Origin of the sequence: Streptosporangium amethystogenes subsp. fukuiense (genome assembly GCF_042665875.1) — a bacterium.
In the GTDB taxonomy this organism is placed as follows: domain Bacteria; phylum Actinomycetota; class Actinomycetes; order Streptosporangiales; family Streptosporangiaceae; genus Streptosporangium; species Streptosporangium fukuiense.
Genome location: NZ_JBHTEE010000001.1, coordinates 8,849,645 through 8,870,356 on the forward strand (window position 1 = coordinate 8,849,645; position 20,712 = coordinate 8,870,356).

17 protein-coding genes are annotated in these 20,712 nt (G+C 69.8%); 10 read left to right on the forward strand and 7 right to left on the reverse strand.

Annotated elements, in window-relative coordinates:
• Positions 1-43: 43 nt before the first annotated feature.
• A complete protein-coding gene (locus ACFQVD_RS39355; RefSeq protein WP_343973186.1) occupies positions 44-2,131 on the forward strand; it encodes a WD40 repeat domain-containing serine/threonine protein kinase in 2,088 nt (695 codons plus the stop codon).
• Between the two features lie 106 nt (positions 2,132-2,237).
• On the opposite strand, the gene ACFQVD_RS39360 is transcribed toward ACFQVD_RS39355, so the two are convergent.
• The 4 genes from ACFQVD_RS39360 to ACFQVD_RS39375 form a co-directional block, all read right to left on the reverse strand.
• Complete coding sequence (locus ACFQVD_RS39360) at positions 2,238-3,539, reverse strand: MFS transporter (protein ID WP_343973184.1); 1,302 nt, start codon at positions 3,537-3,539, stop codon at positions 2,238-2,240.
• Between the two features lie 398 nt (positions 3,540-3,937).
• Positions 3,938-4,414: a DNA-binding protein gene (locus ACFQVD_RS39365; protein ID WP_343973181.1), complete on the reverse strand. Its 477-nt coding sequence runs from the start codon at positions 4,412-4,414 to the stop codon at positions 3,938-3,940.
• Positions 4,415-4,531: 117 nt separating this feature from the next.
• Complete coding sequence (locus tag ACFQVD_RS39370) at positions 4,532-5,737, reverse strand: cytochrome P450 (RefSeq protein WP_343973178.1); 1,206 nt, start codon at positions 5,735-5,737, stop codon at positions 4,532-4,534.
• Positions 5,738-5,959: 222 nt separating this feature from the next.
• Positions 5,960-8,305: a glycoside hydrolase family 95 protein gene (locus tag ACFQVD_RS39375; RefSeq protein WP_343973175.1), complete on the reverse strand. Its 2,346-nt coding sequence runs from the start codon at positions 8,303-8,305 to the stop codon at positions 5,960-5,962.
• A 439-nt stretch (positions 8,306-8,744) separates the two neighbouring features.
• On the opposite strand from ACFQVD_RS39375, the gene ACFQVD_RS39380 reads away from it, so the two are divergent.
• The 9 genes from ACFQVD_RS39380 to ACFQVD_RS39420 all read left to right on the forward strand — a co-directional run bounded on the left by ACFQVD_RS39380 (position 8,745) and on the right by ACFQVD_RS39420 (position 17,609).
• On the forward strand, positions 8,745-9,590 hold the full coding sequence (locus ACFQVD_RS39380) for a fumarylacetoacetate hydrolase family protein (protein WP_343973172.1): 846 nt from the start codon (positions 8,745-8,747) through the stop codon (positions 9,588-9,590).
• Positions 9,587-10,894 (forward strand): L-fuconate dehydratase, encoded by a 1,308-nt coding sequence (locus tag ACFQVD_RS39385; RefSeq protein ID WP_343973170.1) that lies wholly within the window; start codon positions 9,587-9,589, stop codon positions 10,892-10,894. Before ACFQVD_RS39380 ends, ACFQVD_RS39385 begins: the two co-directional genes overlap by 4 nt.
• The gene (locus ACFQVD_RS39390; protein WP_343973167.1) at positions 10,887-11,633 is read left to right on the forward strand and encodes an SDR family NAD(P)-dependent oxidoreductase; all 747 of its coding nucleotides are present in this window, start codon (positions 10,887-10,889) and stop codon (positions 11,631-11,633) included. The genes ACFQVD_RS39385 and ACFQVD_RS39390 overlap by 8 nt, the downstream gene beginning before the upstream one ends.
• Positions 11,634-11,758: 125 nt before the next feature.
• Complete coding sequence (locus ACFQVD_RS39395; protein ID WP_343973164.1) at positions 11,759-12,817, forward strand: sugar ABC transporter substrate-binding protein; 1,059 nt, start codon at positions 11,759-11,761, stop codon at positions 12,815-12,817.
• Positions 12,817-14,310 carry a sugar ABC transporter ATP-binding protein gene (locus ACFQVD_RS39400; RefSeq protein WP_343973161.1) on the forward strand — a complete coding sequence of 498 codons (1,494 nt, stop codon included), beginning with the start codon at positions 12,817-12,819 and terminating at the stop codon, positions 14,308-14,310. Before ACFQVD_RS39395 ends, ACFQVD_RS39400 begins: the two co-directional genes overlap by 1 nt.
• Positions 14,310-15,323, forward strand: coding sequence for an ABC transporter permease (locus ACFQVD_RS39405; protein ID WP_343973158.1), 1,014 nt, complete (start codon positions 14,310-14,312; stop codon positions 15,321-15,323). Before ACFQVD_RS39400 ends, ACFQVD_RS39405 begins: the two co-directional genes overlap by 1 nt.
• A gap of 151 nt (positions 15,324-15,474) precedes the next feature.
• Complete coding sequence (locus ACFQVD_RS39410; protein WP_343973155.1) at positions 15,475-16,404, forward strand: aldo/keto reductase; 930 nt, start codon at positions 15,475-15,477, stop codon at positions 16,402-16,404.
• A 159-nt stretch (positions 16,405-16,563) separates the two neighbouring features.
• Positions 16,564-17,010: a helix-turn-helix domain-containing protein gene (locus ACFQVD_RS39415; protein ID WP_343973298.1), complete on the forward strand. Its 447-nt coding sequence runs from the start codon at positions 16,564-16,566 to the stop codon at positions 17,008-17,010.
• A 17-nt stretch (positions 17,011-17,027) separates the two neighbouring features.
• Positions 17,028-17,609, forward strand: a complete 582-nt coding sequence (locus ACFQVD_RS39420; protein ID WP_343973152.1) for a PIN domain-containing protein — start codon at positions 17,028-17,030, stop codon at positions 17,607-17,609.
• A 101-nt stretch (positions 17,610-17,710) separates the two neighbouring features.
• Here ACFQVD_RS39420 and ACFQVD_RS39425 read toward each other — a convergent pair whose 3' ends face one another.
• The 3 genes from ACFQVD_RS39425 to ACFQVD_RS39435 are packed head-to-tail and all read right to left on the reverse strand — an operon-like array spanning position 17,711 to position 20,622.
• The gene (locus ACFQVD_RS39425) at positions 17,711-18,385 is read right to left on the reverse strand and encodes a FadR/GntR family transcriptional regulator (protein WP_343973149.1); all 675 of its coding nucleotides are present in this window, start codon (positions 18,383-18,385) and stop codon (positions 17,711-17,713) included.
• A 37-nt stretch (positions 18,386-18,422) separates the two neighbouring features.
• Positions 18,423-19,439: an MBL fold metallo-hydrolase gene (locus ACFQVD_RS39430; RefSeq protein WP_343973146.1), complete on the reverse strand. Its 1,017-nt coding sequence runs from the start codon at positions 19,437-19,439 to the stop codon at positions 18,423-18,425.
• A 25-nt stretch (positions 19,440-19,464) separates the two neighbouring features.
• The gene (locus ACFQVD_RS39435) at positions 19,465-20,622 is read right to left on the reverse strand and encodes a steroid 3-ketoacyl-CoA thiolase (RefSeq protein ID WP_343973143.1); all 1,158 of its coding nucleotides are present in this window, start codon (positions 20,620-20,622) and stop codon (positions 19,465-19,467) included.
• Positions 20,623-20,712: the final 90 nt, after the last annotated feature.

Consider the following 20,712-nt stretch of genomic DNA (forward strand, 5'->3'; position numbering starts at 1 on the left):
ACTCCGGTCGTCCGCCGGCGGGGGCGTGGAGACGAGGTGAGCGATGTCCGAGCCGGGCCCGCTGACCGTGGGCGACCCCGAGCGGATCGGCGGCTACCGGCTGAGCGGGGTGCTGGGCGACGGAGGTCAGGGCGTGGTCTACCTCGGCCACGACCCTGCGGACCGCAAGGTCGCGATCAAGGTGTTGCACGTCCGGATGGCGGCCGACCCCAAGGTGCGCGAGCGGTTCATGCGCGAGGCGGAGATCACCCGCCGGGTCGCGGCGTTCTGTACCGCCCAGGTGCTGGACGGGGGGATCGTCGGCGATCGGCCCTATCTGGTCAGTGAGTACATCCCCGGGCCCTCGCTGAAGGAACTGGTCACCGGCGACGGGCCGCGGACCGGCAGCGGCCTGGACCGGCTCGCGGTCGCCACCCTGACGGCGCTGGCCGCGATCCACCGGGCCGGGATCATCCACCGTGATTTCAAACCCGATAACGTGATCATGGGCCCGGAGGGGCCGGTGGTCATCGACTTCGGAATCGCCCGGGTACTGGCCGCCACCACGCGTTCGGGGCTGGTGGGCACCCCCGCCTACCTGTCGCCGGAGCAGCTCGACGGTCACCAGGCCGGTACGGCGTCGGACGTGTTCAGCTGGGCCGCCACCATGGTGTTCGCAGCCACGGGGCATCCGGCGTTCCCCGGCGCCATCCCGGCGGCGGTGATGAACGCCGTCTCCAACCGCGAACCCGACCTCGCCGGGGTGCCCGAGCGTATCCGCCCGCTGCTGGCCGCCTGCCTGGCCAAGGACCCCGGCGTCCGGCCCACCGTGGCCGACCTGCTCGCCGTCCTCACCCGTGAGGAGCCCGGCACGGAGGAGTCCGGCACGGTGGAGTCCAGTACGGTGGATCACCGGCCGCGCGGCCCCGCCCCGCCGCCTCCGGCGTCCCGTGTCCCGCGCCGTTCCGTCAGGGGGCGCCTGGTGGCCGCGGTGGTGATCGCCGCCGCTCTCGTCCCGGCCGCCGTGGTCTTCTGGCCGTGGCGACCGGAGTCCCCCGAAGTCTCCGCGTCGCCGTCCACGACCCCCTCCGGAACCCCGGCTCTGTCGGTACCGTCCTCATCCGCCACGGGTTCCTCCGGGACCTCCGCTCCGTCGCCCGGTCGGACTCAGCAGGCCGTTCCCTTCGGCATGCCGGTCGGTGAACCGTTCACCGGGCACACCGGGGGAGTCCACTCGATGGCGGTGACGGAGCTGGCGGGGCGGCCGGTCGTCGTCTCCGGCGGTGGTGGCGACGAGAGTCGCACCGTGCGGGTGTGGGATCTGGCCACCCGTAAGCAGATCGGCAGGCCGTTCACCGGCTACGCGGTCACGGTGGCGGAGTTGGCGGGGCGGCCGGTCGTCGTCTCCGGCGACCACGACGGGCTGCGGGTGTGGGACCTGGCCACCCGCGAGCAGATCGGCGGGCTGCTCACCGGCCCCGGTACGAGGCTCACGTCAGTGCTGGTGGCGGAGCCGGCGGGGCGGCCGGTCGTCATCGCCACCGGCAACGGAAGGATATACATGTGGGATCTGGCCACCCACCGGCGGATCGGCGCCCCGTTCGCCGCCCACACCGCTTCCGTCGAGTCGATGGCGGTGGCGGAGCTGGAGGGGAGGCCGGTTCTCGTCTGCGGCGGCTACAACGAGATGCGGGTGTGGGATCTGAGCACCCGCGAGCAGATCGGCGAGCCGTTCACCGGATACACCGACGACGACGTGACGGTGAAGGTGGCGGTGGCGGAGTTGGCGGGGCGGCCGGTCGTCGTCTCCGGCGTCGCGGGTGGCGAGGATCACACCGTGCGGGTGTGGGACCTGGCCACCCACGAGCAGATCGGCAGGCCGTTCACCGGGCACACCTCGGGGGTCGAATCGGTGCTGGTGACGGAGTCGGCGGGCCGCCCGGTCGTCGTCTCCGGTGGCTACGACGGGGTGCGGGTGTGGGATCTGGCCACCCGCGAGCAGATCGGCAGGCCGTCCACCGGCCGCACCCAGGAGATCAATACGATGCTGGTGACGCGACTGCAGGGGCGGCCGGTCGTCGTCTCCGGCGACTTCGACGGAGAGATACGGGTATGGAGCCTGACTCCGCCCTCCCCCGCGCCCGGCTCCTGATCCCGGCGGGAGACCTTTCAGCGCCCGGCACAGTCTGGACTCGTCTCCGGTGATCGCCGTCCGTCCGGTCACGCGGCCGACCAGGTCGAGGAACCGCTGAAGACCGTCATCCGGCCAAGGATCGGCTCTCCCCGTGCCGCAGGTCCTGCCGGCGGATGAACAGCGAGGCGACGAGGGAGATGACGGCGCCCGCGGCGGCGTACCAGCCGACCCAGTCCGGGTGGCCGGAACCGGTCATGGCCTCGGCGACGAGCGGGAAGGTGCCGCCGAAGGCCGCGACGGCCAGGGAGGTGGAGAGGCCGATGGCTATGGCCCGGATGTGGACGGGGAACAGCAGCCCGCCGACCACGTTGAGCACGGCCAGCGCCGGGGCGACGCCGATCACGTAGAGGCAGGCGACGAGCAGGAAGGGCAGCGCGCCCGACAGGAGCAGTGACATCAGCGGCACGGTCGCCACGGCCAGGTAGCCCAGCCCGACGCGGGTGAGCGTCAGGGGGGACAGCCGGTCGGAGAGCTTTCCGAAGACCACCATGGCGACGAACTGGACGGCGATCGCGACCATGATGAGGGAGGACGCCGCCGCCGCGGAGACGACCCCGGCCTTGGCCGCGAACTGGGGCAGGTAGAGCGTGCCGAAGTAGAGGCTCATCGTGCTGCCGACGGTCATGAAGAACACGGCGAGCAGCTTGCGCAGGTTGGCGCGGAGCAGCGGAAGCACCTTGGGACGCGCGCCGGAGGCACGTGTTCTGACGAACTCCTCCGGCTCGTCCACCGACCGGCGGATCCACAGGGCCGCCAGCCCGAGAACCGCGCCGAACAGGAAGCCGTACCGCCAGGCGCCGTTCTCGAGCCCCTCCTTGCCGAAGCCGGCGAGCAGGACGGCGAGCACCGCGAAGGACAGTAGCTGCCCGAGCATGCCGCCGCCGTAGGAGACGGCACTGTAGAGGAACCGGCGCGCGCGCGGTGCCGTCTCGGTCACGAAGGCCGCCGAACTGGCCAGTTCGCCCGAGACCGACAGCCCCATCGCGAACCGTACGATGACGATGAGCACCGCTCCGGTCGCGCCTGCCGTGGCGTAGGTGGGCGCGATGCCGATGAGAAGGCTGCCGATCGCGATCGTCATGACCGACAGGGTCATGACGAATCGGCGGCCGTGCGTGTCGGCGAGCCGGCCCATGACCGCGCTGCCCAGCGGCCGGGCCAGGAAGCCGACCGCGAATCCCAGGTAGGCGGCGAGCAGCTTGGTCAGCGGGTCGCCGCCGGGGAATATCTGCGCGGCGAAGTAGGGTGCGAGCACACCGTAGAGCGTCCAGTCGAAGAGTTCGACGACGCCGCCGACGGTCGCGGCGGCCAGTTCCCTGCGAGCGGACCGTACGGGCGTGTCCGCGGCGGCCGTTGTCGTGGACAAAAGTCCTCCAAGAGGCGGAGTAGGGGGTGCTGTGGGCGAGATGGCATGGAATACGGGTGAGTGGAGGAACCCGTATCCCTTGATCCACGGACCTTCGAGCGGTGGTACCGGCAGGTAGGATTTCCCGGCCATCCTGCGTGTCCCCCTTGGGGCCTCCTAAGCGATTCCTTGCTGACGTCTTGGAAGCGACGACGGTGTGTTCGGGGTTTCCGATCGGCGGCCCGGGGCGCCGGTGCCCCGATGCTCGCCCGCACCCCTTCCCGCCTCTGGAATCCTCGCCGGAGGGTGCCGGGTGCGGGCGATCCAAGAGGATCCCAAGAGTGGGCGGGGAGTATGCGCCCCGGTCGCCGAAAGGTCCCCGCTCGCCGGCGGACGGCTTGGACGGCCCGATGGTGGTCCTATCTCGGGATGGTGTGCCCGGCCGGCGACTCGTGTTCTTCGCTCGATCTGGCGGCGCGGCCCGCCAGGCGCTCATAGCGCTGCTTGGCGGCCTGGGGGGTGCCCAGGCCGAGGCCGAAGGCGATCTCCTGCCAGGTGAGGTCGCGGCCTCGCGCCATGAGCAGGAGCGCCGCCTCCAGCTCGTCCAGCTCCGCGCGGGCCCGGGGCAGCAGGGTCAGGGCGGCGGTGATGTCGGCGCGGTCCACCTCCGGCTCGCCCTCCTCGCGATGGGCGGCACCGCTCAGCAGGAACGACACGAGCCTGACGGCCTCGTGCGCGCCGAGGACCGTGGGGTGGACCTGCCGGTGGCGCTGGGCGTCGTCGGTCGCGTGGCGCTCGGTGATACGTGACAGGGAGGCGTACTCGCGGTGCGCTCGCGCCCGGCTCGGATCCGGAGCCGTGAAGGTGTCGGCTGATTCATCGTGGTTCGTGGGCATGCGAACCACGATGAATCACTGAACGATCTATTGTCAACCATATGTGTTAAACAATTTGTTTAAAGACTGGAGATCGCCTCGCCTCCCGCGGACGTCATCGGTGATCGCGGCCGGACCTCAGGAGATGGAGACCGGCAGGTCCTTGATGCCGTTGATGAAGTTGGAGCGGAGCCGGCGGGCGGGGCCGGCCTGCTCCAGGTTCGGCAGCCGCTCGGCCAGCACCTCGAAGAGCACCCGCAGTTCCAGCTTGGCGAGGTGGTTGCCGAGGCAGAAGTGGGCACCGCCACCGCCGAAGCCGATGTGCGGGTTGGGGTCGCGGCCGATGTCGAAGGTGTAGGGGTCGGCGAAGACGTCCTCGTCCCGGTTGGCGGAGCTGTAGAAGACCACGACCTTGTCGTCGGCCTTGACCTCCTGGCCGCCGATCGTCGTGTCGACGGTGGCCGTACGGCGGAAGAGGTTCACCGGGGAGACCCAGCGGACGATCTCGTCGGCCGCGGTACCTGCCAGGGTGCGGTTGGCGACCAGGCGCCGCCACTGCTCGGGGTGTTCGAAGAAGGCGAGCATGCCGCCCGAGGCCGCGTTGCGGGTGGTCTCGTTGCCCGCGACCACGAGCAGCAGCACGAACAGGTCGAACTCCTCCTCGGTGAGGGTCTCCCCGGCGGCGTCGGGCATGATCAGCTTGGTGACGATGTCCTCGCGGGGTTGTTCCCGGCGCTCGGCGGCCAGGGTGTTGGCGTAGGCGTAGACCTCCATGGCCGCGTCCGTGCCCTCGGCGGGATCGGTCGCGTAGTCCGGGTCGTTCATGCCGATCATCCGGTTGGACCAGTTGAAGATCTTGTCCCGGTCCTCGACGGGGGCGCCGAGCAGCTCGCAGATCACGTACAGCGGCAACGGGGCGGAGATGTCCCTGACGAAGTCGACCGAACCGCGCGCCTTGGCCTCGTCCACCAGCTCGTGGCAGATGTCACGGATGTGCTGCTCCAGGGCGCCCATCATGCGGGGGGTGAAGCCCCGGTTGACCAGGGAGCGCCGACGGGTGTGCTCCGGCGGGTCCTGGTTGAGCATCATCATCCGCTGGAGGGCGCGCTCGTCCTCGGGCATCTCGTCGAAGAGCGCGAGCTTCCTGCTTGAGGAGAACAGGTCGGAGCGGCGGGAGACGTGCACCACGTCGGCGTGTTTGGTGACCGCCCAGAAACCCGGCCAGTCCCGCTCGGCGTCACCCGGGTGCGCGTAGACCGGCGCGTTCGCCCGTAGCCAGGCAAGCTGATCGTGCGGCGCGCCGTTCCGCCAGTAGAAGTCCTGGTCGACCAGATCGATGTCCATCGGTCCTCCTGTGCGAACCGGGTCCCCGGTCCTGTGACGCGGCTCGTTGTCGGTGCGGTCGGCGATGTGCCCTCCGGTCGCGAGGCGGGTTCCTCGCGGGACATCCGTCGTGGACGTGGCGAGCGCGGGGCCTGCCGATGTTCCCGCCTCCCGCCGGGGCACGCTGAACCGCCAGGCGCTTGATCAAGCGCTTGGTTGGATTACTTTCTGAAACGTGTTCTATTACCTCAGGGGTGCCTCGTCAAGGGGGCGGTCCCTCGTGATCTCCTTGACGACCGTGTAGGACCTGCCCGCCTGGGCGTCGATGACCAGGACGTCGCCGTCACGGCCCGGGTCGAGTGTGCCGCCCCGATCGTCCAGGACATGGTAACCGCCGCCGATCATGTCCGCGCGGACCCGGAGAAGTCCGGTCCTTCCCGCTCGCAGGGTGATCCGGTCGGCCTCACCGTCCCGCCACGAGACGTCCACCGTCACGTCGCCCCAGGCACGCAGGCCGGTGACCGAGCCGGTGGGCCAGGCCGACGGCAGTGCGGGCAGCACGTGGACGGTGTCGTGCCGGCTCTGCAGCAGCATCTCGGCCATGCCGGAGGTGGCGCCGAAGTTGCCGTCGATCTGGAACGGCGGGTGGGTGTCCCACAGGTTGTCCAGCGTGGAGCCCCTGAGCTGCTCGCCGAGCATTCTGTGCGCGTGGTCGCCGTCCAGCAGGCGCGCCCAGAAGTTGATCTTCCACGCCTTGCTCCAGCCGGTGCCGCCGTCGCCCCGCGCGGTGAGTGAGACCCTGGCCGCCTCGGATTCGGGGGTTCCGGCCGTTATCCGCCGTCCGGGGTGCAGCGCGAACAGGTGGGAGACGTGCCGGTGGGTGTTGCCCCGGTCGTCCAGGTCCTCCTTCCACTCCTGGAGCTGTCCCCAGGAACCGATCCGGATGCCCGGGTCGAGCCTGGCCAGCGCGGCCGTCACCTCGGCCTGGAAGGCCTCGTCGGTCTCCAGCTCCTTCGCCGCCTCCAGGACGTTGGTCAGCAGGTCGAAGACGATCTGCTGGGACATCGAGGCGCCCGCCGTGAAGTCGCCCTGCTCGGGGGAGTAGCTGGGGGAGACCACGAGGGTGCCGTCACGCGGGTCGGTGTGCAGGGTGTCCAGCCAGAACTCGGCCGCGCCCTTCATCACCGGGTACGCGGTCTCGCGCAGGTACTCGGTGTCGCCGCTGAAGCGGTAGTGCTCGTACATCCGCTGGGTCAGCCACGCCGCCGCGTCCGGGAACCAGAACGCGGTGGCCCAGTCGTGCACGCCGGTGAAGCCGAACGGGTTGGTCTCGTTGTGCACCACCCAGCCGCGCGCCCCGAACATCTCCCGCGCGGTCTTCGCCCCGGGGGCGACCATCGACCGGATGTAGCGGTCGTACGGTTCGGTCGTCTCGACGAGGTTGGTCTGCTCGGCGAGCCAGTAGTTCATCTGCAGGTTGATGTTGACGTGGTAGTCGGCCGACCAGGGAGGGTTGGTCGAGTCGTTCCACACGCCCTGCAGATTGGCCGGGAGCGACCCCTCCCTGGAGGAGGCGATCAGCAGGTAGCGGCCGTAGGCGAAGAACATCGCCTCCAGCGCCCGGTCGTCGGCCGAGGCGCCACCGGTGTACGCCGCGCGGAGCCTGTCGGTCGGGACGGCCGGGGCCCGCTGGCCGAGGTCGAGCCTGACCCGGTCGAACAGCTTCCGGTGGTCGGCCAGGTGGTCGGACCTGAGCCTTTCGTACGACTTCCCGGCGGCCCTGTCGACCGCCGAGGTGACCCTGGCGTGCGGGTCGGCACCCCGGTAGGCGGGATGGACGTCGGCGTAGTCGGTGCCCGCGGACAGCACGAACACCGCGCTGTCGGCGCCCGCGACAGTGATCCGGTCGGTGCCGTCGGTGCGGGTGCCGCCCCGGGTGATCACCTGGACCTGCGACTCGAACCTCATGCCGTTGTCGGCGAGCGCGCCCCGGACCGTCAGGCGTCCCTTCGAGACCGAGACCCGCCTGTCGGAGCGGGGGGAGGAGGTGCGCAGCGTGAAGGAGACCTTGCCCTTCTCGTCGGCGGAGATCCGGCCGACGACGACGTTGCCGGGGTGGCTGGCGAAGTACTCGCGGGAGTAGGTCACGCCGTCCGAGGTGTAGCCGACCCTGGCGATCGCGTCGCGCAGGCTCAGCTCCCGGCGGTAGCCGGTGGCGGCCCCGGGAGTACCGGGCATGTCCAGCCAGAGGTCGCCGAAGGTCTGGTAGGCGCCGAACCCCCTCCTGGGCCGGCCGAGCCTGGCCGCCACCGCCGCGGGGGACACCTTGCCGTCGCGGTCGATCTCCGCCCGGACCTCGGCGATCGCGTTCGGCCTGGGGGAGGTCCAGTCGCCGAAGTCGTAGCCGTCGGAACCGGGGCCGCCGGTCCACAGGGACTTCTCGTTGAACTGGATCCGCTCGCCGCCGACGCCGCCGAACACCATGGCGCCCAGCGCGCCGTTGCCGATCGGCAGCGCCTGGGTCTCCCAGTCGGTGGCCGGGCTGTCGTACCAGAGCGTCAGGTCATCGGGTGTGTCCGCTCGTCTCATGTCCGCTGCCGGCTCCTCGTTCGCCGGACCGGGTCCGTACGGCCAGGTGGTGGGGGTGCCGGCGGCGAGGAGAACCGTGGTGAGACGTCGTCGTGGGGGCGAGGCAACGAACTCCTCCGATCACAGGACGGGACTGTTTCCAGGAGATGGCATCGAAACTCCACCGTAACAAGCATCGTCCTCCGATGTCTGTAGTGAGTTGATCGCTTGAACCCTCGTCGCGGCGGCAAACGCCGGGAATGATCTTCACCCCTGTTCGCGCGGGGAAGTCCGATGAATAGGGGCCGTGTTTAACCGGCTATCCGGCATCTGCCCTGCTAGAAGAGGTTTCTCCTCGATAACGGATCGGATGTATCAGGCTGTGAGGGGTTGACATCAAGGTTCGAAATCGTTCAGCATCGCGAGATAAGACATCGGATGTATCAACGAGGGGTGCGGTGTGAAGCTGCTGCGAGTGGGACCCGTCGGCCAGGAGCGACCGGCGGTCCTGGACGGGGCCGGTAATCTCCGCGAAATCTCGGAGGCGGAGATCGACGGGGCTTTCCTCGCTTCGCAGGGGGTGGCTCGCGTCCGGGAGGCGCTGGAGCGGGACGAACTGCCCGTGCTGAACGCCGAGGGACTGCGGATCGGCGCCCCGATCGCCCGGCCGGGCAAGATCGTGTGCATCGGGCTCAACTACCGCGACCACGCGGAGGAGACGAACGCCGCGATCCCGGCGGAGCCGGTCGTCTTCATGAAGGCCCCCAACACGATCGTCGGCCCCAACGATGAGGTGCTCATCCCCAGGGACAGCGTGAAGACCGACTGGGAGGTCGAGCTGGCGGTCGTCATCGGCGAGACGGCCCGCTACGTCGAGACGGACGAGGAGGCGCTGTCCAAGGTCGCGGGCTACGCCATCTCCAACGACGTCTCCGAGCGCGAGTTCCAGCTGGAGCGCGGCGGCCAGTGGGACAAGGGCAAGTCCTGCGAGACCTTCAACCCGCTCGGCCCCTGGCTGGTCACCCCCGACGAGATCCCCGACCCGCAGGCCCTGGGCCTGCGCCTGTCGGTGGACGGCGTACGGCGCCAGAACGGCGACACCCGGAACATGGTCTTCACCGTGGCGGAGATCGTCCGCTACCTCAGCCGGTTCATGGTCCTCGAACCCGGTGACCTCATCAACACCGGCACCCCCGCCGGCGTCGCGCTCGGCCTGCCCGGCACCCCGTACCTGCGGGCGGGACAGGTCATGGAGCTGGAGATCGACGGCCTCGGCGCCCAGCGGCAGACGGCGGGACAGGCATGAGCGAGGGAGCGGGCGCGTACCGCATCACCTCGATGGAGACCCACGACATCCGCTTCCCCACCTCGCTGGAGCTCGACGGCTCCGACGCGATGAACCCAGACCCCGACTACTCGGCCGCCTACCTGGTGCTGAGGACCGACGACGGGTTCGAGGGCCACGGCTTCGCCTTCACCATCGGACGCGGCAACGAGGTGCAGACCTCCGCGATCAGGGCGCTGGAGCCGTACGTGCTCGGCAGGGACGTCGAGGACATGGGCGCGCTCTGGAGGGAGATGGTCCACGACTCCCAGCTGCGCTGGCTCGGCCCGGAGAAGGGCGTCATGCACATGGCGATCTCCGCCGTGGTCAACGCGCTCTGGGACCTGAAGGCCAAGCGGGCGGGCAGGCCGCTCTGGCTGCTGCTGGCCGAGATGTCGCCCGAGGAACTCGTCGAGCTGGTCGACTTCCGCTACCTCACCGACGCGCTCACCCCGCGGGAGGCGCTGGAGATCCTGCGCGCCGCCGAGCCCGGCAGGCGTGAGCGCGTCGCCCACCTGCGCGAGCACGGCTACCCGGCCTACACCACCTCACCGGGGTGGCTCGGCTACGACGACGACAAGCTGCGCCGCCTGTGCAAGGAGGCGATGGACGAGGGCTTCACCCAGATCAAGCTGAAGGTCGGCGCCGATCTGGAGGACGACCGGCGACGGATGCGCATCGCCCGCGACACCTGTGGCGACGACTTCCCCATCGCGATCGACGCCAACCAGCGCTGGGACGTCGACTCCGCCATCGCCTGGGTGAACGCCCTCGCGGAGTTCCGCCCGCACTGGGTGGAGGAGCCGACCAGCCCCGACGACGTGCTCGGCCACGCCGCCATCGCCAGGGGCATCGCGCCCATCCCGGTCGCCACCGGCGAGCACGTCCAGAACCGCATGGTCTTCAAGCAGCTCCTGCAGGCCGGCGCGATCTCCTACCTGCAGATCGACGCGGCCCGCGTCGCGGGGGTGAACGAGAACATCGCGATCCTGCTGCTCGCCGCCAAGTTCGGCGTCCCGGTCTGCCCGCACGCGGGCGGGGTCGGCCTGTGCGAGCTGGTACAGCACCTGTCGATGTTCGACTACGTCGCGGTCAGCGGCTCGATGGAGAACCGGGTGATCGAATACGTCGACCACCTGCACGAGCACTTCGTCGATCCCGTGGTGATCGAGAACGGCGCCTACGTCGCGCCGAGCCTGCCCGGTTTCGGCGCGACGATGCACGCCGCGTCGATCACCGACCACACCTATCCCAACGGTCCGGTATGGAGGTCCCTCAATGGCTGAGTTCGACGGCCTGCGTGCCCTGGTCACCGGTGGCGGATCCGGCATCGGCCTGGCCACCGCCACCCTGCTGGCCGAGCGGGGCGCACAGGTGGCCTGCCTGGACATCAACGCCTCCGATGGCCCGTTCGTCGAGGTCAGGGCGGACGTCACCGACGAGGAGGCGGTCCGCGCGGCCGTCTCACGGGCAGCGGAACAACTCGGCGGGCTGGATATTCTGGTGAACAACGCTGGGATCGGTGCCGCCGGGACGGTCGAGGACAACTCATACGAGGAGTGGTCGAGGGTCCTGGACGTCAACGTGCTGGGCGTCGTCCGGGTCACCCGGGCGGCACTGCCGCATCTGCGTCGCTCGGCACACGCCGCGATCGTCAACACCTGCTCGATCGCGGCCACGGCCGGGCTGCCCCAGCGGGCGCTGTACAGCGCGTCCAAGGGGGCGATCCAGTCGCTGACCCTGGCGATGGCCGCCGACCACATCCGCGAGGGAATCCGGGTCAACTGCGTCAACCCGGGCACCGCCGACACTCCCTGGGTGCGGCGCCTGCTCGACGTGGCGGAGGACCCGGCGGCCGAGCGTGCGGCCCTTGAAAGCCGCCAGCCGACGGGCCGCCTGGTGAGCGCCCCGGAGGTCGCCGCGGCGATCGCCTACCTCGCGAGCCCGCTCGCGGGGTCCACCACCGGCATGGCCCTGGCCGTGGACGGCGGGATGCAGGGGCTCCGGCTCCGGCCCAGATCCTGACCGGGTCCCAGGCCTCGGCCGCGGCCCGGACTCGCGCGGGTCACGACGGATCGACGGCGGGAGCCATCCCGCCAGATGAGATATCGCTCTAAAAGCAATTCATCCCCCCGAATAGAGGCAAAAGCATGAAAATCCGCCCCGCGGCGACAGGTGCGGCGCTGCTCGCGATCGCGTTCACCCTCTCCGCCTGTGGATCGTCGGAGTCCACCGGGACCGGCGCGGCCCAGCCCGCCGGCGAGGCCGGCGCCACGGGCGGCAAGGTCGGGATCGACTTCCCCCGCGCCGACTCCGACTTCTGGAACTCCTACAACAAGTACATCCCGCAGATGGCACCCGAGCTCGGCGTCGACCTGATGCCGCCGACCAACTCGCAGAACGACGTGGCCAAACTGGTGGCCAACGTCCAGGCCCTGTCCGGCCAGGGCGCCAAGGCGATCGTCATGGCCCCGCAGGACACCGGCGCGATCGCCTCCACGCTGCAGAACCTGGAGAACAAGAACATCCCGGTCGTCAGCGTGGACACCCGCCCCGACAAGGGCAAGGTCTACATGGTCGTGCGGGCCGACAACAAGGCGTACGGCACCAAGGCCTGCGAGTTCCTCGGCGAGAAGCTCGGCGGCAAGGGCAAGGTCGTCCAGCTCATGGGCGCGCTCTCGTCGATCAACGGCCGCGACCGGGCCGAGGCGTTCGGCGCCTGCATGAAGGAGAAGTTCCCCGGGATCACCGTCTTCAACGAGCCGACCGAGTGGGAGGGCACCAAGGCCGCCTCGATGCTGCAGACCCGCCTTGAGCAGCACCCGGACATCAAGGGCGTCTACATGCACGCCGGAGGCGTCCACCTGGCCCCCACCATCCAGGTGCTCAAGGCCAAGAACCTGATCGCGCCGCCGGAGGACCCCAAGCACGTCTTCGTGATCTCGAACGACGGCATCCCGCAGGAGTTCGAGGCCATCCGCAAGGGCGAGATCGACGCCACGCTCTCCCAGCCGGCCGACCTCTACGCCAAGTACGCGCTCTTCTACGCCAAGGCCGCGATCGACGGCAAGACCTTCCAGCCCGGCCCCACCGACCACGACAGCACGATCATCCAGCTGCCGAACGGCCTGGAGGACCAGCTTCCCGCCCCGCTGGTCACCAAGGAGAACGTGGACGACCAGGCTCTCTGGGGCAACCAGGTCAAGTGATGACTTCTTCCGTCAAGGCGGTCGAGGCGCTTGGGATCACCAAGCGCTTCGGCCCGACCACCGCTCTCAACGGCGCCGAGATCGCCATCACCGAAGGGGAGACGCACGCGCTGATCGGCAGGAACGGCGCGGGCAAGTCCACCCTGGTGTCGATCCTCACCGGGCTGCAGCGCCCCGACGAGGGCGAGGTCCGCTTCGCCGGGCAGCCCGCGCCGCCGCCGGCCGACCGGGACGCCTGGCGGCAGCGCGTCGCGTGCGTCTACCAGAAGTCGACGATCATCCCCACGCTCTCCGTCGCGGAGAACCTCTTCCTGAACCGCCAGACCGAGCGAGGCAGGATCAACTGGCGGTCCCTGCGCACCCGGGCCCGGCGGCTCCTGGAGCAGTACGGCGTGGACGTCGACGCGGAGACCATGGCCGGGGACCTCGGCGTCGAGCAGCGCCAGCTGCTGGAGATCGCGCGAGCACTGTCGTTCGGCGCCCGGTTCATCATCCTGGACGAACCCACCGCCCAGCTCGACGGCCCCGCCATCCAGCGGCTCTTCGACCGGATGCGCTCCCTGCGGGAGCAGGGCGTCACGATGATGTTCATCTCCCACCACCTTGAGGAGGTGTACGAGATCTGCCAGAGCGTCTCGGTTTTCCGCGACGCACGGCACATCGTCACCGCCGCGGTCGAGGACCTGCCGCACGACCGGCTCGTCGACGCGATGACCGGCGAGGCCACCGCCGCCTACGAGTACCGCACCCGCCCCCTCGCCTCTGCGGCCCCCGTGGTGCTGTCCACCCGGGGGCTCAGCCTCGCCGGCCGCTACCAGAACGTGGACCTGGACGTCCGCGCGGGCGAGATCGTCGGCCTGGCCGGCTCGGGCAGCAGCGGCAAGGTCGGTCTCGCCGAGACCCTGGTCGGCCTGCAACGGGCCGACACCGGGACGGTGACCGTCAACGGCACCGACATCAAGCAGGGCGACGTGCCCTCCGCACTCCGCGCGGGGCTCGGGTTCGTCCCCCAGGACCGGCACCACCAGGGCTTCGTCCCGCTGCTTTCGATCGCCGAGAACGCGACCATCCCGATCGCCCACAAGCTCGGCCGCTTCGGCGCGGTGTCCCCGGCCCGCCGCCGCGAGCACGGTGCCCGGATGATCGAACAGCTGGACATCAAGACGACGGGGCCCGACCAGCCGGTGGCCGACCTGTCCGGCGGCAACGCCCAGAAGGTGGTACTGGCCAGGGCGCTCGCCGACGACCCCCGCGCGCTCGTGGTCATCAACCCGACCGCCGGGGTGGATGTCAAGGCCAAGCACTCCCTGCTCGGTGCGGTGGAGGACGCGGCCGACCGGGGTGCGGGGGCCGTGCTGGTCTCCGACGAACTCGACGACCTGCGGATCTGTGACCGCGTCCTCGTCATGTTCCACGGCAGGATCGTCAAGAACGTGCCGCGTGGCTGGACGGACAACGAGCTGGTGGCGGCGATGGAAGGTATCGACCACTGATGACCACGACGAAGACCTCCTCTCCCGTGTCGGCCGCCCCCCTGGGCCGCCGCATACAGCTCGGGCGGTTCCGCGACCTCACCCTGGTCCCGGTGATCGTCGTGCTGCTGATCGCCGGCTCCTTCGTGGACCCGATCTTCCTCACCCCGGGCAACCTGACCAACGTGCTTCAGCAGCAGTCGGCCCTGGCGCTGGTGGTGCTCGCCGAGGCGATGATCCTGATCTCCGGGAAGTTCGACCTGTCCCTGGAGTCCACGGTCGGCATGGCTCCCGCCGTCGGCGTGATGCTGGTCATCCCGGTGGCGGCCGGCGGGTTCGGCCTGGAGCTGCCCGGCATCCTGGCGATCCCGCTCTGCCTGCTGGTCGGCGGCCTGGTCGGCGCCTTCAACGGCTTCCTGATCATGCGGTTCCAGCTGTCGGCGTTCATCGTCACGCTGGCCATGATGATCGTCGTGCACGGACTCCACCTGGGGCTCACCCAGGGCAAGAGCCTGTTCGAGCTGCCCGAGTCGTTCCTCTACCTGGGCAGCGCCACCTGGCTCGGCCTGCCGGCGGCCATCTGGATCGTCGGCGCGCTCTTCACGGTGGCCATCGTCGCGCTCGGCTACTTCCGGGTCGGCCGCTCGCTCTACGCCATCGGCGGCAACGCCGACGCCGCCCGCGCGGCGGGCGTCAGGGTCGAGCGGGTGGTCTGGGTCGTCTTCGTCATCGGCGGGATCGTCGCCGCGCTGGCCGGCGTGCTGGAGACCGGTCGCCTGGGTGGCATCAGCGCCAACCAGGGCGTCGGCTGGATCTTCATGGCCTTCGCCGCCGCGGTCATCGGCGGCGTCAGCATGGACGGCGGCAAGGGGACGATCCTCGGTGCGCTCACCGGTGTCCTGGTGATCGGCCTCGTCGAGAACATCCTGACCCTGAAGGGCGTCCCCGGTGAGTGGAAGCAGCTGGTCTACGGTTCGATCATTCTGGTCGCCCTGATGATCAGTCGCCTGGCAGGCGGCAAGGCCCAGGACTGACGTGTCGCGGTCCCGCCCCTCCGGGCGGGACACGCGGAGGAGCGAAGTTCTCAGGGATGCGCGGACCCGGGCGGATACCTCGGACTGCGCGAGAGCCAAGAAGCATCACTCCCGTACCAGAAACATCAAGCCGTCCAGAACGGAGCAAGAGGTGCAGGTCAGCAGGTACGGCTTTGGCGCGGCCCCGATCGGGAACCTGTTCTCCGAGGTCGGCGAGGACGTGGCGCGGGCGGCGGTGGACGCGGCCTACGAGGCGGGCATCCGGCTGTTCGACACCGCGCCGCACTACGGGCTCGGCCTGTCGGAGCGGCGGCTCGGCGCCGCCCTGGCGGACCGGCCCCGTGACTCCTACACCCTGTCCACCAAGGTCGGTCGCCTGCTCGTCCCGGCCGAAGGCCCCTTCGGCCGGGACGAGCAGGGCTTCGACGTCCCCGCCGACCTGCGCCGGGTGTGGGACTTCTCCCGCGACGGGGTCCGGCGGTCGCTGGAGGAGAGCCTGGCGCGGCTCGGCCTCGACGCGGTTGACATCGTGCTGATCCACGATCCGGACGACCACTGGGAGCAGGCGGTCGGTGAGGCGTACCCGGCCCTGGCGGAGCTGCGCGACCAGGGGGTCGTCAAGGCGATCGGGGTCGGCATGAACCAGGCGGGGATGCTCGCTCGGTTCGTCCGCGAGACCGGCGTCGACATGGTCATGCTCGCCGGGCGCTACACCCTCCTCGACCAGTCGGGCGCCGACGAGCTGCTGCCGCTCTGCGCCGGGCGCGGCGTCTCGGTGCTCGCCGCCGGGGTGTTCAACAGCGGCCTGCTGGCCACCCACGACCCGTCGGGCACCTACGACTACGCGCCGGCCCCCGGCCCGCTCCTGGAGCGCGCCCGCCGGATCGCCGCCGTCTGCGACCGGCACGGTGTCACCCTGCCCCAGGCGGCCCTGGCCTTCCCGCTCCGCCACCCGGCGGTCGCCACCGTCGTCGTCGGCGCCCGCTCCGCCACCGAGGTGACCCGCAACGCCGCCCTGACCGCCTGCCCCGTCCCCGAGGAGCTCTGGGCCGACCTCGCGGCCGAAGGTCTGATTCGCTGAGAAGCGCAAGGACGCGCGGGTGGGATAGCGCAGTTCGCCTGTGCCGTGAATACGGATGAGGTGCCGCTATGTGGACGATCAAGCTATGAGGGGATCACGATTGATGCTCCGCCGACCTGTGGGTTACACTTATTTCAGATATCCTCACAGGGGGTGATCATGTCCCGTACCGGGGTCCTTGCTCATGCCGTCCGCGTCGAAGCCGACCACGGGGATCGTGAGTTGCTCGCCCATATCGAAGCCGCCGCTCAACACGCGCAGCTTGTGCTGCGTGGGGCCGACGGCCATGACATCGTGTTGCCCGCATCGCTCATGAGTCTTGTGCTGGCTGCCGCTCACGACCTCGCGAAGGGCAACGCCGTCTTCGCTCTTCCAGTGGAGACCCGGCTGACTCCGAACGAGGTCGCCCAGATGCTCGGTCTGTCGCGCCCCTTCGTCGTCCGATTGCTTGACGAGGGTGAGATTCCCTCTCAGTATCTGCCCGACAGCCGCCATCGTCTGGTCCGGCTTGCTGACATCTTGGAGTTCCAGGCTCGTCGTGAGCACCGCGCCGAAGGCCGCCGCAGGATCATGGAAGCCGCCGAAGAGGCGGAGTTTCCCTACTGATCTTCCGGGGGTGTTGGTTGACGGCGCGTGTCTTCGTCGATACCAACGTGCTGTTTCCATTCTCGCTGATGGACCTGATGCTCGCCCTGACCGAGGACGCTGTGCACACCATGGTCTGGAGTGATCATCTGCTGGAGGAATGGGAACGCGTCATCGTGCGGGAGCAACATCGCCGTGCACCGGCAGCGGCACGTATCGGTGCGGCGATCCGGGAGTTTTTCGCCGACACCCGTGTATCGGAGGACGACTACAAACACCTGCTCGATCGAATGGAAGGCCCTGATCCCGACGATCGCCATCACATGGCCGCCGCTGTCGCGGGCCACGTCCAGACCTTGGTCACCTGGAATCTCGCGGACTTTCCCGTATCCTTCCTCGGCCGGTACGGACTGACCGTCACCGACCCCGATACGTACCTGTGTTCGTTGCTGAGCCAGAGTCCTCACGAGGTGATGGGGGTGCTGGCCCGGATGGCGGCAGGGAAACGACGTCCCCCCATGACCGTCCTGGATATCGTCGACGCGCTGAACAGAGCCGGAATTCCCGCCTTCGCCCGTCGTGCCCGCAGCCGTCTGTCTGCCGTACCGAATGAGTTCTGACCGGTACCCCGCACATCACGATCATGCGCCGCCTGTCACGGGTACGGGAGGCGGAGGCGCCGGGCCAGTGAGGAGCGGCGGGAAACCGGTGATGGACTCGGTCAGGCGAGGGCGTTGCGGAGCCAGTCCTCGACGCCGGCGATGTGGACGGTCGCCCAGGCGCGGGCGACCTCCGGCTGGCGGGCGGCGATGGCGTCGCAGATCGCGGTGTGCTGCTCGCGGGTCTTCTCCAGGGCGTTCTCCTGGGTGAGGCCCCTCCAGATCCTGGCCCTGGTGGTGGGGCCGGAGAGGCTCTCGATGAGCGAGCAGAGCACGGCGTTGCCCGAGCCCGCCGCGATGCGCTGGTGAAACTCCAGATCGTTGGCGACGAGCTGCTCGACGCTCGGGTCGACGGGCAGCGCGTCGAGGATCTTACGGAGTTCGGCCACCTCCGACTCGGACATGTACGTCGCCGCCATGGCGGTCGCCGCGGGTTCCAGGATCCGGCGGACCTGGAAGAACTGCAGCACCGTGTCGTCCTGATGGAAGTCGACCACGAACGACATGGCGTCGAGCAGGAGTCTCGGCTCCAGGCTGGTCACGTACGTGCCGTCGCCCTGGCGCACGTCCAGCACGTTGATCAGGGCCAGTGCCCTGACCGCCTCGCGCAGGGAGTTGCGCGAGAGGCCGAGCCGGTCGGCCAGATCGGCCTCCTTGGGCAGCCTGCTGCCCGGAGCGAGCTCGCCGGACAGGATCATCTGCTTGATCCTGTCGATAGCGGCGTCGGTGACCGCCACTCCGCACCGTCCTCAGGTTTCGCCAGACATCCGATGTCTAGTGTATGGCGAACCGGACCGGGTCCACCCCCGTCACGCGGCGGATGATCCCGCGAGCCTCCAGGGTGCGCAGGTGCGCCGCAGCCTCCCCGGCCGCCATCCCGCGAAGCATGGGAGGAAAGTCCTCCCAGGGGCGGTTCCAGGTCATCCGCCCGGCGATCTCCCAGATGGTCAGCGGCTCCGCCGCCTCGGCGAGCAGTGCGGCCAGTAGTCGGAGCTTCTCCTCGTGGTGGATGCCGATCTCCGCCGCCCGAGCCGCCGTATCTGGAAATATCCATTCATGGGCGGGCAGGGCTTCGAGTTCGCCCAGACCCTTCACCTTCTCCAGCGACTCCAGGAAGTCACTGAGCGGGTCGATGTCCGCCCGGTCGTACGGGTAGATGCCGATGTGCGGGGTGATCGCCGGCAGCACGTGGTCGCCGGTGAAGAGCCGGTCGGCGTCCTCCAGGTGCAGGCAGACGTGGCCCGGCGTGTGGCCGGGGGTCCAGATCGTACGGAGCCTGCGCCCCGGCAGGTCGATCAGGTCGCCGTCGGAGAGAACACGGTCCGGCAGCGCGGGCGGCTTCGGCCGGTTCCCGGTCACCTCCTCCACCTCGACGGTGCCCGCCCCCGCGCGGCGCAGCATGTCGGCCTGGAGGTCGCGGTGCGCGTCGCCCCCGACCTCCCGCATGAACCTGACCAGTTCGGCGTCGGCCTCGTGCATGGCGATCCACGCGCCGGAGGACTCCCTGACCTGCCCGGCCAGCCCGGCGTGGTCGGGGTGGAAGTGAGTGACGACCACCCCGCGCACGTCGCGTACGTCCATGCCGACCGCGCTCAGCCCGTCGCGCAGGGCCAGCCACGCCTCGGGGGCGTTCCAGCCCGCGTCGATCAGCACCGGCCCGGCGGGGGACTCGATCGCGTAGACCAGGGTGTAGCCGAGCGGGTTGCCGGGAATCGGGACGGGCACGCTCCACACACCGCCACCGGTGTCGAACGGACGCTGCTCGCTGTACGGCCTGCGGCGGGATTTCAAGGGTGCTGCTCCTTACCGGCGCCGATCAAAGGCGCTCCAGGACGGTCGCGGTCGCGAGCGCCCCGCCCGCGCACATCGATACCAGTGCGGTCGAGGAGTCGGACCGCTCAAGCTCGTGCAGGGCGGTGGTGATCAGCCGGGAACCGGTCGCGCCGACCGGATGGCCGAGTGCGATGGCACCACCGTTGACGTTGACCCGTTCCATGTCCGGCTTGTGCACCGATGACCAGGATAAGACCACCGCTGCGAAAGCCTCATTCACCTCGAACCTCTCGATATCTTCCATGGTCATCCCGGTAGCGGACAGGACTTTGGCCGTCGCGTCCACCGGCCCGTCCAGGTGGTAGTACGGCTCGGCGCCGACGAGCGCCTGGGCGAGGATGCGGGCCCTGGGGCGCAGGCCGTGCCGGGCGGCGGCCTCCTCGCTCATCAGCAGCACCGCCGCCGCGCCGTCGGAGATCTGCGAGGAGGTGCCCGCGGTGTGCATGCCGCCCTCGCCCATCACCGGCTTGAGCCCGGCCAGTCCTTCGAGCGTGGTCTCGCGCAACCCCTGATCCCTGCTGACGACGCGGGTCTCCCCGGTGGGCCGCCCGTCCTCGCCGAGGATCGGCGCGGTCACCGGGATGACCTCCCGGTCGAAGCGGCCCTCGGCCCACGCCGCCGCGGCGAGCCGCTGGGACCTGGCGCCGAACCCGTCCAGCCGCTCGCGGGTCAGCCCGCGCCGTCGCGCGATCCGCTCGGCGGCGGTGAACTGGTCGGGCAGGTCGATGGACCAGTCGTCGGGCCGGGGCCGGGCGGGCAGCACGTTGGAGCCGAGCGGCGCCCGGCTCATCACCTCGACGCCGCAGGCCACACCGACGTCGATGACGCCTGCCGAGATGAGCGCCGCGACCAGGTGCACGGCCTGCTGGGCGGAGCCGCACTGCGCGTCGATCGTGGTCACGCCCGCCTGGTAAGGCAGGCCGGCGTACAGCCAGGCATGTCGTCCGACATGACCGCCCTGCTCACCGGCCTGCGTGACGCACCCGGCGAAGACCTGTTCCACGGCGGCGGGGTCGATGCCCGCCCGGTCGATCAGACCGCCCAGCGCCGCGGCGAGGACCGCCTGCGGCTTCAGTCCGGCGAGCCATCCGTTGCGCCTGCCGATCGGGGTTCTCACGGCTTCGACGATCACTGCACCCATACGATCTCCTCGCCCGCCGGCTCGGAGCTCGCGGCCACCGGGCGACCGCTCCCGCTCGCCCTGCTCGCGCGTCGCTCCAGAATGTAGCTC

What these genes read in the sequence shown, in the direction of transcription:
- ACFQVD_RS39355 (WP_343973186.1), top strand. Translation starts at nt 44, where the DNA reads ATGTCCGAGCCGGGCCCGCTGACCGTGGGCGACCCCGAGCGGATCGGC.
- ACFQVD_RS39365 (WP_343973181.1), bottom strand. Translation starts at nt 4,414, where the DNA reads ATGCCCACGAACCACGATGAATCAGCCGACACCTTCACGGCTCCGGAT.
- ACFQVD_RS39370 (WP_343973178.1), bottom strand. Translation starts at nt 5,737, where the DNA reads ATGGACATCGATCTGGTCGACCAGGACTTCTACTGGCGGAACGGCGCG.
- ACFQVD_RS39375 (WP_343973175.1), bottom strand. Translation starts at nt 8,305, where the DNA reads ATGAGACGAGCGGACACACCCGATGACCTGACGCTCTGGTACGACAGC.
- ACFQVD_RS39385 (WP_343973170.1), top strand. Translation starts at nt 9,587, where the DNA reads ATGAGCGAGGGAGCGGGCGCGTACCGCATCACCTCGATGGAGACCCAC.
- ACFQVD_RS39390 (WP_343973167.1), top strand. Translation starts at nt 10,887, where the DNA reads ATGGCTGAGTTCGACGGCCTGCGTGCCCTGGTCACCGGTGGCGGATCC.
- ACFQVD_RS39395 (WP_343973164.1), top strand. Translation starts at nt 11,759, where the DNA reads ATGAAAATCCGCCCCGCGGCGACAGGTGCGGCGCTGCTCGCGATCGCG.
- ACFQVD_RS39400 (WP_343973161.1), top strand. Translation starts at nt 12,817, where the DNA reads ATGACTTCTTCCGTCAAGGCGGTCGAGGCGCTTGGGATCACCAAGCGC.
- ACFQVD_RS39405 (WP_343973158.1), top strand. Translation starts at nt 14,310, where the DNA reads ATGACCACGACGAAGACCTCCTCTCCCGTGTCGGCCGCCCCCCTGGGC.
- ACFQVD_RS39415 (WP_343973298.1), top strand. Translation starts at nt 16,564, where the DNA reads ATGTCCCGTACCGGGGTCCTTGCTCATGCCGTCCGCGTCGAAGCCGAC.
- ACFQVD_RS39435 (WP_343973143.1), bottom strand. Translation starts at nt 20,622, where the DNA reads ATGGGTGCAGTGATCGTCGAAGCCGTGAGAACCCCGATCGGCAGGCGC.